14 protein-coding genes are annotated in these 17,683 nt (G+C 51.2%); 3 read left to right on the forward strand and 11 right to left on the reverse strand.

Annotated features, from left to right (window positions below; genetic code table 11):
* Window positions 1-63: 63 nt before the first annotated feature.
* The 4 genes from PGR23_RS19995 to PGR23_RS20010 all read right to left on the reverse strand — a co-directional run bounded on the left by PGR23_RS19995 (window position 64) and on the right by PGR23_RS20010 (window position 7,202).
* Entirely contained in the window at window positions 64-606 is a 543-nt protein-coding gene (locus PGR23_RS19995) for a fimbrial protein BcfA (RefSeq protein ID WP_047043942.1), read from the reverse strand.
* 314 nt (window positions 607-920) lie between these two features.
* Window positions 921-1,613, reverse strand: coding sequence for a winged helix-turn-helix transcriptional regulator (locus PGR23_RS20000; RefSeq protein WP_047043940.1), 693 nt, complete (start codon window positions 1,611-1,613; stop codon window positions 921-923).
* A 320-nt stretch (window positions 1,614-1,933) separates the two neighbouring features.
* Window positions 1,934-5,002: a chitinase gene (locus PGR23_RS20005; RefSeq protein ID WP_396279937.1), complete on the reverse strand. Its 3,069-nt coding sequence runs from the start codon at window positions 5,000-5,002 to the stop codon at window positions 1,934-1,936.
* 88 nt (window positions 5,003-5,090) lie between these two features.
* Window positions 5,091-7,202 (reverse strand): glycosyl hydrolase family 18 protein, encoded by a 2,112-nt coding sequence (locus PGR23_RS20010; protein ID WP_396279938.1) that lies wholly within the window; start codon window positions 7,200-7,202, stop codon window positions 5,091-5,093.
* Between the two features lie 390 nt (window positions 7,203-7,592).
* Between PGR23_RS20010 and PGR23_RS20015 the strand changes: the two genes are divergently transcribed.
* Window positions 7,593-8,036, forward strand: coding sequence for a winged helix-turn-helix domain-containing protein (locus tag PGR23_RS20015; RefSeq protein ID WP_047043934.1), 444 nt, complete (start codon window positions 7,593-7,595; stop codon window positions 8,034-8,036).
* Window positions 8,037-8,051: 15 nt separating this feature from the next.
* Window positions 8,052-8,585, forward strand: coding sequence for a glycoside hydrolase family 108 protein (locus PGR23_RS20020; RefSeq protein WP_047043932.1), 534 nt, complete (start codon window positions 8,052-8,054; stop codon window positions 8,583-8,585).
* A 60-nt stretch (window positions 8,586-8,645) separates the two neighbouring features.
* Here the strand turns inward: PGR23_RS20020 and PGR23_RS20025 are convergent, their stop codons facing one another.
* The 4 genes from PGR23_RS20025 to dnaK all read right to left on the reverse strand — a co-directional run bounded on the left by PGR23_RS20025 (window position 8,646) and on the right by dnaK (window position 13,377).
* A complete protein-coding gene (locus PGR23_RS20025; protein ID WP_047078003.1) occupies window positions 8,646-8,990 on the reverse strand; it encodes a phage holin family protein in 345 nt (114 codons plus the stop codon).
* Between the two features lie 125 nt (window positions 8,991-9,115).
* The gene (locus PGR23_RS20030) at window positions 9,116-10,060 is read right to left on the reverse strand and encodes a LysR family transcriptional regulator (protein WP_047043928.1); all 945 of its coding nucleotides are present in this window, start codon (window positions 10,058-10,060) and stop codon (window positions 9,116-9,118) included.
* 170 nt (window positions 10,061-10,230) lie between these two features.
* Window positions 10,231-11,373 (reverse strand): molecular chaperone DnaJ, encoded by a 1,143-nt coding sequence (gene dnaJ, locus PGR23_RS20035; RefSeq protein WP_020079653.1) that lies wholly within the window; start codon window positions 11,371-11,373, stop codon window positions 10,231-10,233.
* Window positions 11,374-11,460: 87 nt separating this feature from the next.
* Window positions 11,461-13,377 (reverse strand): molecular chaperone DnaK, encoded by a 1,917-nt coding sequence (gene dnaK, locus PGR23_RS20040; RefSeq protein WP_045395850.1) that lies wholly within the window; start codon window positions 13,375-13,377, stop codon window positions 11,461-11,463.
* A gap of 443 nt (window positions 13,378-13,820) precedes the next feature.
* Between dnaK and satP the strand changes: the two genes are divergently transcribed.
* Window positions 13,821-14,387 (forward strand): acetate uptake transporter, encoded by a 567-nt coding sequence (gene satP, locus PGR23_RS20045; RefSeq protein ID WP_045395854.1) that lies wholly within the window; start codon window positions 13,821-13,823, stop codon window positions 14,385-14,387.
* Between the two features lie 40 nt (window positions 14,388-14,427).
* Here the strand turns inward: satP and PGR23_RS20050 are convergent, their stop codons facing one another.
* The 3 genes from PGR23_RS20050 to tal all read right to left on the reverse strand — a co-directional run bounded on the left by PGR23_RS20050 (window position 14,428) and on the right by tal (window position 17,497).
* Window positions 14,428-15,732: an MFS transporter gene (locus tag PGR23_RS20050; RefSeq protein ID WP_045395857.1), complete on the reverse strand. Its 1,305-nt coding sequence runs from the start codon at window positions 15,730-15,732 to the stop codon at window positions 14,428-14,430.
* Window positions 15,733-15,845: 113 nt separating this feature from the next.
* Window positions 15,846-16,433: a molybdopterin adenylyltransferase gene (mog, locus tag PGR23_RS20055; RefSeq protein WP_047078005.1), complete on the reverse strand. Its 588-nt coding sequence runs from the start codon at window positions 16,431-16,433 to the stop codon at window positions 15,846-15,848.
* Window positions 16,434-16,543: 110 nt separating this feature from the next.
* On the reverse strand, window positions 16,544-17,497 hold the full coding sequence (gene tal / locus PGR23_RS20060; protein ID WP_045395864.1) for a transaldolase: 954 nt from the start codon (window positions 17,495-17,497) through the stop codon (window positions 16,544-16,546).
* Window positions 17,498-17,683: the final 186 nt, after the last annotated feature.

The raw sequence follows: 17,683 nt of genomic DNA on the forward strand, positions 1-17,683 counted from the left end.
TAACCAGGGAGAAGATGAAATGCATCCCTCCGCTGACAACAACGGAGGAGATGCGGATACCAATCAGGAATAGACCATACTGAAGGTCGCGGTTGCCGCAACGTTACCCGCCGTGGCCGCGCCGGTAGCGACATAATCCACGCTCAGCGGTACGGTGTTTTCACCATCAATCAGGGTGATGGTGCCGGAGGTATCGCCGATATTCAGAACCTGCCCATCCGGGCCATATAACTGCAGCGCAACGTTAGTCGCCGCACCCGCGCCAGCGGTATTCGCCAGCGAACCCGCGAGCGTGCTGTCCTGCTGACCATTAAAAATCACCGCCGCATTCTGGCTGACCGTGGTGTCGCAGTCCTCCAGTTTGATTGAGAAATCTTCTTTCTGATTGGCAACCATTCCAGATGCCGTCAGTTTGCTGGTGCGAACCTGGCTCAGGATTACGGTCTGATCGATAGAGTCAGCGGAAACGGAGCATGCGGCATTCACAACCTGCCCCGTAAAATTCACCGTACCGCCGGAGACCGTCGTGGTGTCCGCATTCGCAGCGCAGGTCATACCGCTCGCCGCCATGGCAGTTATTACCATCGCTAAAAGATGTTTTTTCATAAATAACCTTTTAAATACACAAGTCGAAAATAAATTAATAACGAATTTTAGTACCGAGCCCTCTTCACAGAGATCTCATGCTGGTACCGGGCGCAAAAACGTTAAAAGTTGTAGCGTACAGAAATACTATATTCAATGAATAGCAAGCCCTGCACTGATTTATAAGCGCTAATAGAGAATAAATTTCTGCCGTTATTTAATTATTATAAATTGGCCAGGGAGTTGCAATCTACAATGACTGTTTTTATAGGACCTTTCTTAACTACATGTTTTTCCAGGAAATAATTTCTTGAATCTGTTATTTAATGCAGTCTTTAGTAGGCCAGAGGCAGTTTCTTAACCCCTAACAAACGTCCGCCATCTATATTGATATAACCGCCCTTGCGCAATTCAGAAAGTAGCTTCATAGTACGACTTCGCGATATTCCGGTTCGTCGTTGAATAAAATTCAGAACATTAATACTCTGGCGATATTCGTCGCTATAGGCGGCAATTTCGATTAATAACGCACGAACCTTGAGATAAGAGTCAACGCCAACCAGTTCCCGATCGCGAACGTTCATCACCATCAAACGATAGGCGAGAAAACGGGCGACATCGTGCCAAAGATTGCACTCATCTGTGACCTTAATGAAATCCGCTAGCGGGACCGCGCGACCACAGCATTCTGTTTCAGCAATCAAAAAATGTTCCGGGCGGGTAGGAACATCGTAGGTGACGCCGTAGCTATCAATCAGCCCTGCAATTGACGGAGCAAAAACCGATAACACATTCAACCCTCTGTCGCTGCGACAAATAGAGAAGATGCCGGACTCCAGCAACACAATGCGGCTGCTCTGCTCGGTATACAGCGAAAATTCTTCACCCGGCTGCACGATGAAAGGCTTACCAAATGGCAGAAGTGCAGAAAATAAGGCATCAATCGCAGCATGAGGTTTAGCCTGCTGAGAGAAAATATATGAGTGCAAGGCATTCTCATTATCATTTTCGAAACCATTTAATTTCATTATATCTTCATTAAATATCCATAATCATATGAGAAATAAAGATATACGCACATTCGTTAGCCTGCAATTAATAATAAATAAATATTAAACATAGTATAAATGTATGATGAAAGCACAAATAATCAATCATTTATCAAATAAGATAATCCTCAAACAAATAACCAACAAAGTTCTCAAAATATCATTAATCATTTTTAACATCAGCCATTCATGACAAATGAAATTATTTTTTATGATATAACAAGAAAGTGAAAAGGCAGCGATCCAGAATAGTACCTATGCTGAATCACCGCCTTTACGCTACATGGAATAAAGCTCAATTAATTAAAATAGCGCGGGGCCGCGTAGTACTCCGCCATTTTCTCCGCTAACCAACCGCCATCTTCACCGTTGGAATGAATGGTAGTGATACTGACTGTAGAACCGCCGCCCCACAGCACGGCAAAGACGTTATAGTCCGGCAGATTTAACGCCTGCATCTGGCTCCAATCGTATCCGCCATCCCGGCGCAGAAAATCGCCTACCGTCGCTACACCATACGTCGTGCTGTTCACCGCGGTATTTAACAACGCCGGAGTAATGGCGTTGATATCGCTGCCAATCCGCGAATCCCCCATGAAGAACGTCCCGCCGGAAGCAAAATGCGCCGCAGCGATTTTACTGGTCCCCTCAGCCACTGTCGGCATATGGCCGCCCGGGATCTGCCACAACATCGCTGGTTTCTGCAACGCTCTGGCCGTCTCCTTCACCATACCCAGATAGTTAAACCAGCAGGTGGCGTTCCAACCGTAGTGGGCTAAGGCATCCGGGCTGAAGCAGTCGCGTTCGAATTTATCAAATGCGATAAAGTCTGGCGCATAGTCGCCGCTGTACACGCCCAATTCATTAATGAATTCAGCAATCGCCGCCCCTTGTTCAACCGGTGCGGCATTGGCGCGCAGCAGCCAATCTGCCGTGCCCGTCGCCCAGACGTTAGTCTGCCAACCAAAAGCGATATCAGGCGCGAACTGGCGAACGATATAGTTAATCGCCTGCACGTAGCCATGCAAATCGTTGCTGAAGGTCGGCAGTACCGGCGCGCTGAAACCAGGAATCGCAGGAAGCGCGTTAATCGCCGCCGCCAGTTGTACGTTCACCTGCACGCTATTGGCTTTCCGCAGCGCGGTATAGCCATAAGGCTCCTGCTGCATAGCGCCCAGGAAGTCCGGATTGAGGACGAAGGTTGCCGGAACCGGATGCTGCTCATCTTTCCAGGATTGTGCCGCCAGACACTGGGTAATGAAGTTACCAAAGTGATTGCGTAAACGTTGTTCATCCTGCAGATCCGATACCGCGCTGCCGCCGCTGGCATTGGCGGTATAAACCACCATTACCGGCATTACCGCGCGGCCCGCTTCGGCTTCGATCTGGCGAACCAGCGGCACCGTTTTGTGGATCGGTAGCGAAGCATAATCCAGGAAACCATCGCCATTGCTGTCCACTTCCGCCGCCGGGATCGGATCGCCGCCGCCATCAAAACCATCATATTTAAACAGCGCGCTGCAAGGCACATTGCGATACAAATCAACCGTCTCTGCCGCATTCACCGTCACACCGCCGTGCGCCAGATAATTCGGCCACCCTTTTACCTGCAGCGGAACGCCCTGGACAAATTCAAGCGCGACACTATTAACGCTTTGCAGTAAACGCAATGGCGCGCTGATGTCGCAACGCCACGGCGTACCGGCAATATACACATCCGCTACCTGTACGCTATATTCCCCGGCGGCCAAACGCAGCGGCAGCTTCTGCTGGCGAGCGTCGCTTTGCAGCACGAAACTATACTGATAGCTGCCACAGCAGAAACGATAACGCTGCGCGGCCGTCCCCTGCGGTAAGCCTAATACCGTCACCGCGACCTCAACAAAGCTGTCGCTCGCAACGGGCGTTTTTTGTAATGCCACGTTAACCTGCGACGTCGTGTCGACCTTCGGCACAATGGTTGCGGCCTGCGCCGCGGTGGTGAGCAACTGGTTGTTCATCGTCGTCGGCTGCAGACAGATAGCATATTGATGATTGGCCAATAGCCGGGTAACGCGCTGTGGTTGATTCGCTATCAGCGTCAGCGTTCTTTCGCACACGCCTGCTTCCGACCATAGCTCAACAACGACTTCCGCGCCCGCCAGATCATCGTCCGCCAGCAGCAGATCGATCGCGGCAAAAATTACCGGCGGTTGATAGGCAATCTGACAGCGCTCAACGGCATTACCTGCAGCAAGCGCCAGCGTATAGCATTCTGTAACGGGCGAAATTCTCATCTCATCGTTACACAGTTCCAGTACCGTAATAACGTAGCTACCGGCGCTCAGATCGCCGATGGTCAGCGTCGCGCCCCACTCTCCGGTAAAGCGCTGCTGGCGGCCATCAGAGTATTGCAGCTCAATTTCCGGCTTCAGCGAGGTGCTCTGCGCCTGCGTCGGGAATTGCAGAATAATTTGTCCCTGGCGTCCAGGGTCGTGAGCCAGCGTCGCCGTCAGGTCACTCAGCACGACGGGCGTTTGCGTGGCCGAAAGATAAAACTCCAGTACCGCCGATTTACCAGCAGCCAACAGATACTCGCCGTCATTATTGATTGTGATGGTATTTTTTTCTGTCGGCCAGCCACCGTCGCTGGCTAGCGTTACCGCCTGGTTACCCATCATGGTGCCGCTAAATGGGCTGTACGGATCGGGATGCGCTGTCGCCGTGAAGCCTAATTTCAACTGATTAATATCGACGGACTGCGAATACTGATTCGTCAGCGTCAGGGCTATGCGTTGATACCAGCTGGCGGCTTTTACCTCTCCGGAAACCAGGGTCAGTCCTGCGCCGGTAATCGCCTCATCGGCGGGCGCTTCAGGTTCAACTTCATCAGCAGAATCATCCGCGGGTATTTCAGTTTCTGGCTCAACTTCATCAGCGGTGTCATCCGCCGGTTCATCAGGTTCTGGTTCAACTTCATCAGCGGTGTCATCCGCCGGTTCTTCAGGTTCTGGTTGAACCTCATCTGCGCTATCGGAAGCCGCCAGAGTCAGGGTGAAGGTAGATAATTTTACCGGTACCTGGGTGGCCGCCAGGCTAAAGTATAGGGTACCGCTTTCCCCAGCCTGCAGCAGCAGCTCACTGCTGTTGTTTATAATGATTTCATTGAATTCCAGGGTTCCCTGAGCGGTATCACGCAACGTTAGCGAACGATCCCCTTTCAGCGTACCTCCTGTATTTCCCCACGGATCCGGATGCCCGGAGGCGGTAAAGCTAATTGCAGCCTGGTTCAGATCTACCGGGCGGTTACTTTCGTTTGTGAAGGTTAATGTGACTTTCTGATACCAACTATTCACATCAATCCGGCTATTTTTAATTACAACGGTCATCAACTCGATTCCTCATTCCCTGGTGGAAAAAAGCCCCGGTAAACCGGGGCTTTGTCATGGAGCCCATACCTCGTTAAGCGCAGAAATATTAGTAAGCGCCTAAGTCAGTCCATGCGCCGCTCTGACCGCAGTTCAGGTCAGGCTGGTCGCCCTGGGACCACCATTTCACCTGGTAGTTGTGACCTTTCCAGCTCACGGTTTCGAAGGTACCCCAGCTTGCGCCGTACACGGTGTTGGCATCCCACAGCGCGTGAGGCGCATCCTGGCCTGCCGCATCATCGGAAGAGGAGTCATCTTCAGCCGGTTTGGTATCTTCGTCAGGAAGCGGAATAACGTCGGTTTCATCTTCTTCATCAGCCGGTTTTGGTTCAACCTGGGCAGCAGCCGGAACCGCAGTCAACACAAAACGCTGCTGAGTGGACGGTTCGTTGTAGCAGTCACGAACGAATAAGGTGAACTGGAACGCCGTTTTCGCGCTGACCTCAGGCACGACGAACTCAATCACTTCCGCCGTTTTATCCGCGACGCTAATTTCTGACGGCACGCCCCAGCTAAAGGTCAACTCGTCTTTATCTTCATCGGAAGAACCGGCGCCGGACAACTGAACGGTAGAGCCGCCCACAACCAGCAGCTCAATAGCCGCTTTCGGCGCATGATTGACGTCCGTTTTCTGATCGTCTTCTTCAGATTCATCTTTTTCAACATTGATGCCTTCGAAGTAGAACGGGTCCATATCGATAGTTTCAGACTCAATTTCATAACCCAGACCTTCACGAGCCGCGTTCAGCAACACGCCGTTGTCCTGGTCGATAGTCCAGGTGAACATGCCGCCCAGACCCAGTTTCGCCGCGTATTCGCCTTTCGCTTTGACGCTGCGCGGAGTATCCAGCGACATAAACAGTTTGGATTCCGGGTTGTACAGATAGTCAGCGTCAGCCACCCGATCGGTATAAACGTTGAAGCCATTACGACCCTTCTGGTTTTCCAGATCCAGGTAGTTGTAGATCACGTCATACCATTCATTGGTACCGGACTCGAAAGTACCGGTGGTATCGCCGTTACCTGGGTTATAGGTGCCTTTCAGCGGATACAGCGACTCCAGCTCAACGTTACGGCCATTACGGGTATAGCCGGCATAACCAATGTTGATATTTTCAGCCGGGAAACCTTCGGACAGCAGATGCTCCACAATAGTGTTTACACCCCAACCGCCCGCTTCCAGCGCATTCAGGTTAGTATGATGGGCAACGGTTTCCGCCCACGGGGTGCCGAAGAAGTCATAGGTCATCAGGTTGATGCCGTACAAGCCCGCTTTCATCAGCGCTTTCACGTTGGAGTAATCAAACGTCTTCACGACCGCGGAGCTGGCGATGGAGATTTTCACATTGCTCAGGTTGGCGGAATCGAGTTGTTTACGCAGTTCGCCAATCAGCAAGGCGTAGTTTTCGCCATCTTCCGGACCGCAAGGGTTACCGGCGCCTTCGGCATTCGGATATTCCCAGTCGATATCCACTTCGCTGAACATCGGGAACTGTTTGAAAAGTTTCACCACGCCTTTGGCGAAGGTTTTACGGGCGGAATCAGACGCTGCGGTTTCATGGAAACCGTTGCTCATGGTCCAGCCGCCGATGCTCATCGACAGTACCAGGTTGTGGCCCTGCTGTTTCGCTTTCGCCTGCAGGTCACGCAGACCTCCGAGCAGGCCTTTGGTGTTCTCCTGGGTTACGGTTTTCGGATCAACGTCCCAGCCGCTAACGCTATGTCCAACGTTGACGTAAGACTGGAAGTCGCCCCACGGGTCGAGGAAGGTCGGTTCGTACTTCACTTTGCCGCACTGCTCTGCCCCTTCGGCCACCACATCGCGATACAGACCATCCACTTTATGGAAGCCGGTTACGCCGACGAAGCCAAAGATGATTTTATCGTAAGCCGTCGGGGATATATTGGTCAGGTCATAGCCGCGACCGCGGTTATCTTTAGAGTCGTCTCCTTGTAGGCGACCATCATACTGAGACCAGTCGGTATAATAGCCAAATACCTTCGGCTTAGTGGTTGCTGCTTTATATTTGTTATAGACCGGCTTTGCGACACGCGCTGAAGTATAGCTATAGTTGCTGACTTCAGTTGCTGGATTAAAACCATCAGCGGCGTTGCTGGTTTCGGTAAGAGTATCGCCTTTAATCAGTTTGCTGGTAGCCATTTTAAATTTCCTTTTAAGTTTAAAAATTATCGCAGTTCGTTCTGCGAGAGCAATAATCCATTGCGCATAAAAAATTAGCTAATCACAAACCATCAGTAATTCATCAACGCCAGATAATTATCGTACTGAGACATCGATGAGGAACATCAGCCCGACATCATCGGGTCTAACAGGCTACCAAACCCACCTGAAGAGTAAAAAACAGACAGCATATTAAGTATGATTTAGGTAGTAATTAACTGTCATTTAACTTACATGAGATTATGTGACAAAGGTCTCCCCAACAAACAACACTACAATAAAACCGATGACAAAAAATGGATTAAGCCATTTCTTGTGCAATATATTCATCGACGACAATCAGGATGTGCAAATCTAAAGGAAGACGTTATGAAAACTTATCTCATCAATAACAACTGCATCTACAACGAACAGAAATATGAACTAAGAACGAGCTCAAATTCGCAAGTTATTCGAATGACAGCAATGCGTTCTAAATGTCTTAGCTTCATTATTGAAAACGCTCATCTGGAGATTATCGAACGGCAGAAAATCGCCAATGAGTTATGGGGTAGCAGAAGTCATTTTGTGAATGATGCCAATCTAACGCAGATACTGTATTTAATCAGACGAGATCTCAAAGCACTCGGTATAAACGATCTTTTCATCACTATCCCGCGCCAGGGGCTGCAGGTAAACAAAGACATCGCCATTGAGAAAGTCGAATCCAGGAAACCGAAAGTCAGAAAGCAGTTTTTCCGTAAAACCCTGGCGGCTCTCACCACCGTCTTTTCCGTCACGCTAGGTACAATGATGTACATGCACATTCATTAATTCAGGGAGAATAAAATGAATCCAATTATTGATGGGATCCTGGGGCTGGAAGGCGGCTATAGCGCCAATCCAAAGGACAAAGGCGGAGAAACTAACTGGGGTATCACCGAAGCAACGGCGCGAGCGCACGGTTATCAGGGAAAGATGAGCGAGCTTTCTCACAATGAGGCCTATACGATTCTGGAGACCGATTACTGGATCAAACCCGGCTTCGAGCAGGTATCGCAACTCTCCTGGTCGGTAGCATTTGAGCTGTGCGACGCTGCGGTGAATATTGGTCCTCACCATCCCTGCATGTGGCTACAGCGCTGGCTTAACGTGATGAATCGCGAGCAGCAATACTACCCGGATATAAAAACAGATGGCAACATCGGCCCGCTAACCCTGAATGCGCTGAATGACTATTTGACGCGACGAGGTAAAGAAGGAGAACAGGTGTTAGTCAAAGCGCTGAACTGCAGCCAGGGGGCTTATTACCTGGAGATCGGCGAAAAGCATCGACAAAATGAAGAGTTCATTTACGGCTGGATTAAAAACCGGGTGACATAGTTGACGCGCGCGCATCGGTAATAAAAGACTCAAGGATGAGCCTTTTATTACGTAGTAATACTACTTAAGCTTAGTACCACCAAGCGTATTTTTTACTTTCTCGCCCAGTATTTTTAAAATTGGACCGGCAAAAACGCCGCCTAACCCTGCGGCTAACAGTACCATATTAAAGCTAAATCCTTTTTCGATTGCGAGAGCGCTAAGGAGAAAACTGGTAAAACAAGATATCACCACCTGGGTCAGGCAGTTCATAATTCCCTGATGCGCTTCGCTACTCTCTTCCTTATTTTTACGGAGAAGGAAACTGACGAATCCACCCCAGGCGCCGATAGAAATAATGGTTAGAAGTATTTCTACTTCCAGTAATACAACTTCCGTTGTTTCTAAATGATTAGGTATAGACATAATCGCTCCTGCATCACTAAAGTTAAAAAAGATTCATCAGGAGTGTAAGTGGCGCAATAGGGGAAAGGTAATCAAAGAATATCAAGACTAACCACATCATCTTAATGACGGTAAGATGATGGAACTTACCGTCTGAATGATGACAGCGTATGTAACATGGAAACCGTTTCATTGATCGCTGATATATTTTTGCTATTTTTGTTCCATGAAGCATAAACCTGCACGGACTTGAACATTAACTCTGGTGGCGGTTGGATAAAATTTATATCGTATTTACGCTGATTTTTATAAAATAGCGCCAGCTTTAAAGGCAATAACGCAATCAACGCGGTTCTTTCTACCATGCCAACCAGCCCGGTGATAGAGTCGCTGCAATAGCCCATGGTACGTGAACCGTCATAATAAACATCATCTTTAAATAATCCGTTATCAGTGATGATGGAAGGCGAGGAAATGCCGGGTTGATACATGGCATGGCGGGAAGAGTAGAACTGATGCAAAGAAAGCTGCGATAGTTCGCTGAATAAGTGACTTTTGGCACAAATACAGACGAAATTTCTGAAGCTATCAATCATTTGATTATCGAGCCCGGGCTCAACCAGCGGCTCAGATCCGATCGATAAATCGCATTGCGCCGTCAGTAAAAGCTCTTTAGCTTTATCGCGGCTAATATTGCGGGATGAAAAATGATTGATAACGCCCTGTTCAAAAAGCGCGCTACCGTACAGTTGGGAAAGGTAATAACTTTCAATGAAGTCGCTACCAAGGATCGTAATCCGGGTATCATCATCCTTGTTTTCTGTCAGAAAGGTATTATCGACAAGCAACATGGCCTGGCGAAAACTATGGTGGATCTCAAGCGCTTTCGCCGTTGGCAGTAAACCATCTTTACTTCTGACAAACAGCTCCTGGTGATAGAAGTTTTGTAGTCGTCTTAATGCCAGAGAGACCGCGGCAGGTGTAATGGCCAATTTTTTCGCCGCCTTCGCGGCATTACCTGCCGAAATGACAGCGTCAAGAACCTTGATTAAATTATAATCAAAGCCCTTATTGGCACCTTTCGATCCCATCCACTGTCAGCCTCTAATAACGAAAAAAGCAATATAGATAATACTCAAAATAAAGCAAATCCTGACTCGCTATACGCAGTATAGCGTTTTCCGCCAGCGACCGAAGTTGGGATAGAAAAAAGCCTGAACAAAAATGTTCAGGCTTGTGCTAATAAGGTGATTAAACGCAATTAACGCGTTAAATCATCAAAGAATTTTTTCACGCCATCGAAGAAGCTTTTGGAACGCGGACTGTTTTTCTCCCCCGTCGGGCCACCGAAAGTTTCCTGCAGCTCTTTAAGCAATTGCTTCTGCTTATCGTTAAGACCGACCGGTGTTTCAACCACCACGCGACACAGCAGATCGCCCTGAGCACCGCCGCGAACGGACTTAACGCCCTTGCCGCGCATGCGGAACAGTTTGCCGGTTTGCGTTTCGCCAGGCACTTTCAGGTTAACGCGGCCATCCAGCGTCGGTACTTCAATCTCGCCGCCAAGCGCAGCCATGGTGAAGTTGATCGGTACTTCGCAGTACAGATTATTCCCCTCACGCTCGAAGATCGCGTGCTGTTTGACCTGAACCTGAACGTACAGATCGCCCGCCGGAGCGCCATGCTCGCCGGCTTCGCCTTCGCCAGCCAGACGAATGCGATCGCCGGTATCGACGCCAGCCGGGATTTTCACCGACAAGGTTTTGGTTTTTTCAACGCGACCGTGACCGTGACATTTATTGCACGGATCTTTAATCAGCGTACCGCGTCCCTGACAGTGTGGACAGGTTTGCTGAACGGCAAAAAAGCCCTGACGCATCTGGACCTGACCGGAACCGTGACAGGTTGGACAGGTCTGCGGCTGCGTACCGGATTTGGCGCCGCTGCCGTGGCAGACATCGCACTCTTCCAACGTTGGAATGCGGATTTCTTTGGTAACGCCGCGGACCGCTTCTTCCAGCGTCAATTCCATGTTGTAACGTAGATCTGCGCCGCGCGCCGCGCGTTGACGGCCACGACCGCCGCCGAAGATATCGCCGAACACGTCGCCAAAGATATCGCTGAAATCCGCGCCGCCGCCGAAGCCGCCGCCGAAACCGCCGCCGCCCATGCCGCCTTGTTCAAACGCGGCGTGGCCGTACTGATCGTAGGCTGCACGCTTCTGGGCATCAGTCAGGACTTCATACGCTTCTTTGATTTCTTTAAATTTGGCTTCGGCCTCTTTGTCACCCTGGTTACGGTCCGGGTGATACTTCATGGCCAGGCGCTTATACGCCTTTTTGATTTCACGCTCTTCCGCTGTTTTGGAAACGCCTAAAATCTCGTAATAATCTTGCTTTGCCATTGGTGTTTTTCAGCCCCTTAACATGCGTGCACGGGCGGAGAGGAAACCTCTTCGCCCGTGCCAGTGTTTTACCCGTTCAAAGGGCGATTATTTTTTGTCTTTCACTTCTTCGAACTCAGCGTCGACAACATCGTCGTCCTTCGCGCTGTTCTCTTGAGCGTCAGCACCGCCAGCCTGCTGCTGTGCATGCTGCTGCTGAGCGATTTCCATCAGCTTCTGGGAAGCCTGGGCCAGCGCCTGCATCTTCGCTTCGATGTCCGCTTTATCTTCACCTTTCAGGGAAGCTTCCAGCGCGGTCAGCGCAGACTCGATTGCAGTTTTGTCATCAGCCGGCAGTTTGTCGCCTGCTTCTTCAACCTGCTTACGGGTGCTGTGCAGCAGATGGTCGCCCTGGTTACGGGTCTGAACCAGCTCTTCGAACTTACGGTCAGATTCAGCGTTAGCTTCCGCTTCGCGAACCATTTTCTGAATTTCTTCTTCATTCAGACCGGAAGAAGCCTTGATGGTGATCTTCTGCTCTTTACCGCTGTTTTTATCTTTCGCGGAAACGTGCAGGATACCGTCAGCATCGATATCGAAGGTTACTTCGATCTGCGGCATACCGCGCGGCGCTGGGTTAATACCATCCAGGTTGAACTGACCCAGAGATTTGTTATCAGAAGCGCGTTTACGCTCACCCTGCAGCACATGGATGGTTACCGCGGACTGGTTGTCTTCCGCAGTAGAGAACACCTGGCTGTGCTTGGTCGGGATAGTGGTGTTTTTGCTGATAAGCGCGGTCATCACGCCGCCCATGGTTTCGATACCCAGCGACAGCGGGGTAACGTCCAGCAGCAGAACGTCTTTAACTTCACCAGTCAGAACACCACCCTGAACCGCTGCGCCGATAGCCACAGCTTCATCCGGGTTAACGTCTTTACGCGGTTCTTTACCAAAGAACTCGGCAACTTTCTTCTGCACCATCGGCATACGAGTCTGACCACCAACGAGGATCACGTCGTTGATATCGGAAACGGACAGACCGGCATCCTGCAGGGCAACTTTCAGCGGCTCGATGGAACGGTTAACCAGATCTTCAACCAGGCTTTCCAGTTTCGCGCGAGTCACTTTAATGTTCATGTGTTTCGGACCGGTCGCGTCTGCGGTGATATACGGCAGGTTAACGTCGGTCTGCTGAGCGGAAGACAGCTCAATTTTCGCTTTTTCTGCAGCTTCTTTCAGACGCTGCATCGCCAGCGGGTCGTTGCGCAGGTCAATGCCCTGCTCTTTCTTAAACTCGTCAACGAGGTAGTTGATCAGACGAGTATCGAAGTCTTCACCACCCAGGTGGGTATCACCATTGGTTGCCAGAACTTCGAAGGTTTTTTCGCCGTCAACTTCGTCGATTTCGATAATAGAAATATCGAAGGTACCACCACCGAGGTCGTATACCGCGATAGTACGGTTGCCGACTTCTTTATCCAGACCGTATGCCAGCGCAGCGGCAGTCGGTTCGTTGATGATACGTTTGACTTCCAGACCCGCGATACGGCCGGCATCTTTGGTTGCCTGACGCTGAGCATCGTTGAAGTACGCAGGTACGGTGATAACAGCTTCAGTTACCGGCTCACCCAGGTAATCTTCAGCGGTTTTCTTCATTTTCTTCAGCACTTCAGCAGAAATCTGCGGCGGCGCGGTTTTGGTGCCTTTCACATCAAGCCATGCGTCGCCATTATCTGCGGCAACGATTTTGTACGGCATGATGGAAACGTCACGCTGAACTTCTTCATCCTGGAAGCGGCGACCAATCAGGCGTTTAATCGCAAACAGGGTGTTTTGCGGGTTTGTCACTGCCTGACGTTTAGCCGGCTGACCAACCAGAGTTTCACCATCCTGGGTATAGGCAATGATAGAAGGCGTGGTGCGATCGCCTTCGGCGTTCTCCAGCACGCGAGCGGTAGTGCCATCCATAATCGCTACACAAGAGTTGGTAGTACCCAGGTCGATACCAATAATTTTACCCATCTAAACGTCTCCACTAAAAATTCGATCAACATGTGGTTGTGAACCTGTAATAAGGGCGAAACGTGCGGTTTCAACTACCCTGACATCATTTTTTTTCAGGTTCTTCACTGCGGTTGACTACAAGATGGGGTCGCGCTGGTTTTCATCAAGGGGCAGGCCAAAAAAAATTTTTATGGCAGAGCACAGGTGCGAGAGCGAACAACATGCCAGACGGACAAAATAGCCGTCATAATCCATACAAAAAAATAAATAGTAAATAAGAACATATTCACTGGATATCGCACGAGTTCGCCAAAGAGTTCGCCATTATCGCCGCGAAAGGTAAATTGCTGAAAAATACCCCGCCAGATCATAGACAGCCTCTGCACGCCTCATTATTATGCCGCGCCCCACCGCAAGTGGCGGGGTAATGCTTCCCTTTCTAATCATTATTTTGAGGAATTATGGGCAACACTAAGTTGGCTAATCCGGCACCGCTGGGCCTTATGGGTTTCGGCATGACCACTATTCTGCTTAACCTGGCGAATAGCGGCCTTTTCGCATTCGATGTAGCTATCCTGGCGATGGGCATTTTTTACGGCGGCATTGCGCAAATTTTTGCCGGCCTGCTCGAGTATAAAAAAGGCAACACCTTTGGTTTAACCGCTTTTACGTCCTACGGCTCCTTCTGGTTGACGTTGGTCGCGATCCTCCTGATGCCGAAAATGGGCCTGGCTGATGCGCCGAATCCGCATTTCCTGGGCATGTATCTTGGCCTGTGGGGTATCTTTACGTTGTTCATGTTCTTCGGCACGCTGAAAGCCGCGCGCATGCTGCAGTTCGTGTTCCTGAGCCTGACGGTGCTGTTCGCGCTGCTGGCGATTGGCCACCTGGTTGATAACGAAGGCATTGTTAAAATTGCCGGCTGGATCGGCCTGGTATGCGGCGCGAGCGCTATTTACCTGGCGATGGGTGAAGTGTTGAACGAGCAGTTCGGCCGTACCGTCCTGCCGATTGGCGAGCCACGCTAATGGCCTGCCGCCGCCCACAACGCGGGCGGCGGCGTTAAATTTAACGCTGCAGTTCTCCTTGCGGTAAAACCGCCTGCGCCGTCAACCCCTGACGCAGCCAAATACCCAGACCCAGCCCCATCAGCGACAGCGCCAGTACGTACCAGGCCGGCGCCATCGGCGAAACCCCCATCAGCATCGTGACGGCAATCGGCGTCAGGCCGCCGAAAATGGCGTATGACAAATTGTAGGAAAACGAGATGCCGGTAAAACGCACTTCCGCCGGGAAGGCGCGCACCATTACGTAAGGTACCGCCCCCACCACGCCGACACACAGTCCAACCGTGCCATACAGCAGGAACAGCCGCTGCGGGCTGGCGCCGGAAAGGTGGTAAAAGGCCCAACTGGCCGCCGCTAACAGCAGGCTACCGACGATAAAAGTGCGGCTGGCGCCGAATCGGTCTGCCGCCAGACCGGCGAGTAAACAGCCAATACACAGCATAATCGTGGCGATGCTATTGGCCTGCAGGGTAATCGCCGGCGCAAAGCCATAATGTTTTTGCAGCCACACCGGCGACATCAGGATCACCACTACCACCCCGGCGGAAAGCAGCCAGGTGAGTAGCATCGAAACGATAACGGCCTTCTGGTGCTTGAGCGCCACCGCCTTCACCGGCAGCTCCTGCGCCAGCGCTTTGCGCTGTTGCATCTCAAGAAATATCGGCGTCTCCTGCAGCCAACGACGCAGGTACATGGCTACCAGACCGAACACGCCACCCAGCAGGAAAGGAATACGCCAGCCGCCGTCGTGGATACCCTGCGGCGTCATGCTGGTGTTGATAAGCGTCGCCACTACCGATCCCAACAGGATCCCAACGGTCAACCCCGCGGTCAGGGTGCCGCAGGCGATACCGATGCGTTTTTCCGGGACATGTTCGGCTACAAAGACCCAGGCACCCGGCACTTCACCGCCAATCGCCGCCCCTTGTAAAATACGCATGAGCAGTAATAGCAGCGGCGCAACGATGCCCATTGAGGCATAGGTCGGCAGCAGGCCGATCGCCAGCGTCGGCAGCGCCATCAGCAGAATACTGAGGGTGAACATTTTCTTCCGCCCGACCAGATCGCCAAAGTGGGCCATGATAATGCCGCCAAGAGGGCGCGCCAGATAACCCGCGGCAAAAATACCGAAGGTCTGTACCTGGCGTAGCCATTCCGGGATATCCGCCGGGAAGAATAGTTCGCCGACGACCGCGGCGAAGAAGACAAAAATGATGAAGTCATAAAACTCCAGCGCCCCGCCGAGGGCGGCCAGCGTCAGAGTTTTATAATCTTGTCGATTCAGTGCTCGGGTGTGTTGTGACATAACTGACGTTTCGTCCGCAGTAATATTACGCAATGTGTAAAGTAAAAAACACTATACCGTAAATAAAACAGCACACCACCGGCAATACAGGTTATATCAGCAATGCATTAAATTCAGGATAAAGTTTCACGCCGTGCGCTTTTCGGGCGAAAAGCTGCTACAACGCTCGCTTCCGTCTCCACATACGGCCCCTCAAGCAACTGTACACAATAAGGTACACTTGCAAAGACACCATGCACCAGCACTTTACCTTCAGCGTCTTTCACCCCTTCGAGGGTTTCCTGAATGGCTTTCGGCTGGCCTGGCAGGTTGAGGATCAGCGCCTGCTTGCGGATGACGCCAACCTGCCGGGATAGGATAGCCGTCGGCACAAAGTGTAGGCTAACCTGGCGCATTTGCTCACCGAAACCGGGCATCACACGATCGGCAATGGCTAAAGTTGCGTCCGGGGTCACATCACGACGCGCCGGGCCGGTGCCGCCGGTGGTTAACACCAGATGACAGCCCATCTCGTCAACCAACTCGCACAGCGTCTGTTCAATGATGGGCTGTTCATCGGGAATCAGGCGAGTCTGCAGTTCAAAGGGCGTTGTCAGCGCACGCGACAGCCACTCTTCCAACGCAGGAATACCTTTGTCCTGGTAAACGCCGCTGGAGGCGCGGTCAGAAATAGAAACTAAGCCGATGCGTAATTTATTCATATTCATTCCGTTCAAATAGTGCAATTAAGCGGAATGATACACGCTGGAGAGAATTACAGACAGGATTCAAAAGAAGTAGCGTGACCGGCAGCCCGGTCACGCTGGGATGATTACAGCAGGTCGCCGATCATTTTTTCCAGTTTTTCCTGGTCGATGGCAAACTTACGGATACCTTCCGCCAGTTTGTCTACCGCCATCGGATCCTGGTTGTGCTGCCACAGGAACTGGGATTCAGTGATGCGTTCCGGGCGCGCTTTCACTTCGCCGCTAAACGCCAGTTTACGTTCGATAGCGCCTTCGCTTTCCGCCAGCTCTTTCAGCAGCGCAGGGGCGATGGTCAGACGGTCGCAGCCGGCCAGCTCAAGGATTTCGCCAACGTTACGGAAGCTTGCGCCCATTACCACGGTTTCATAGCCGTGCTGCTTGTAGTACTCGTAGATTTCGCTAACGGAAACCACGCCCGGATCTTCTGCCGGCGCGTACTCTTTCTTATCCGTGTTCGCTTTGTACCAGTCGAGGATACGGCCAACAAACGGAGAAATCAGGAAGACGCCCGCTTCGGCGCAAGCCCGAGCCTGAGCGAAGGAGAACAGCAGGGTCAGGTTACAGTTGATGCCTTCTTTTTCCAGCTGCTCGGCGGCGCGAATGCCCTGCCAGGTCGAAGCCAGTTTGATCAGGATACGATCGTTGCCGATACCGGCATCGTTATACAGTTTGATCAGGCGTTTCGCTTTAGCGATGGAAGCATCGGTGTCGTAGGACAGACGGGCATCAACTTCGGTAGAAATACGGCCCGGGATCAGTTTAAGGATTTCGAGACCGATGTTCACCGCCAGTTTGTCGGAAGCATCGATAATCTGCTGTGCGCGATCGCTGCTCTGGCTGCGAGCCCAGGCAACAGCGTCGTCAATCAGCTTACGGTACTCAGGGATCTGAGCCGCGCCGAGGATCAAAGAAGGGTTGGTGGTGGCATCCTGAGGCTGATACAGCTTCATTGCCGCGATATCTCCGGTGTCAGCTACGACAGTGGTGTACTGACGCAGAGAAGTCAATTTATCCGTCATGATAGTGTTTCTCTTAAACAGCAGTTAAGGGGATGTAACCGGTCTGCCAAGATGATAACACGCCATAGGGTCAGCGCAACCGCCGACAATGCAAGAGCGCAGAGTGTGATAAACTCGACATATTAATTATCTGAATGCTAAAGGATTGTCACCGGAGTGGTAGCGCTTACACCGCGCGCCGGCATG

Origin of the sequence: Klebsiella sp. 141162, assembly GCF_050600755.1 — a bacterium.
In the GTDB taxonomy this organism is placed as follows: domain Bacteria; phylum Pseudomonadota; class Gammaproteobacteria; order Enterobacterales; family Enterobacteriaceae; genus Klebsiella; species Klebsiella aerogenes.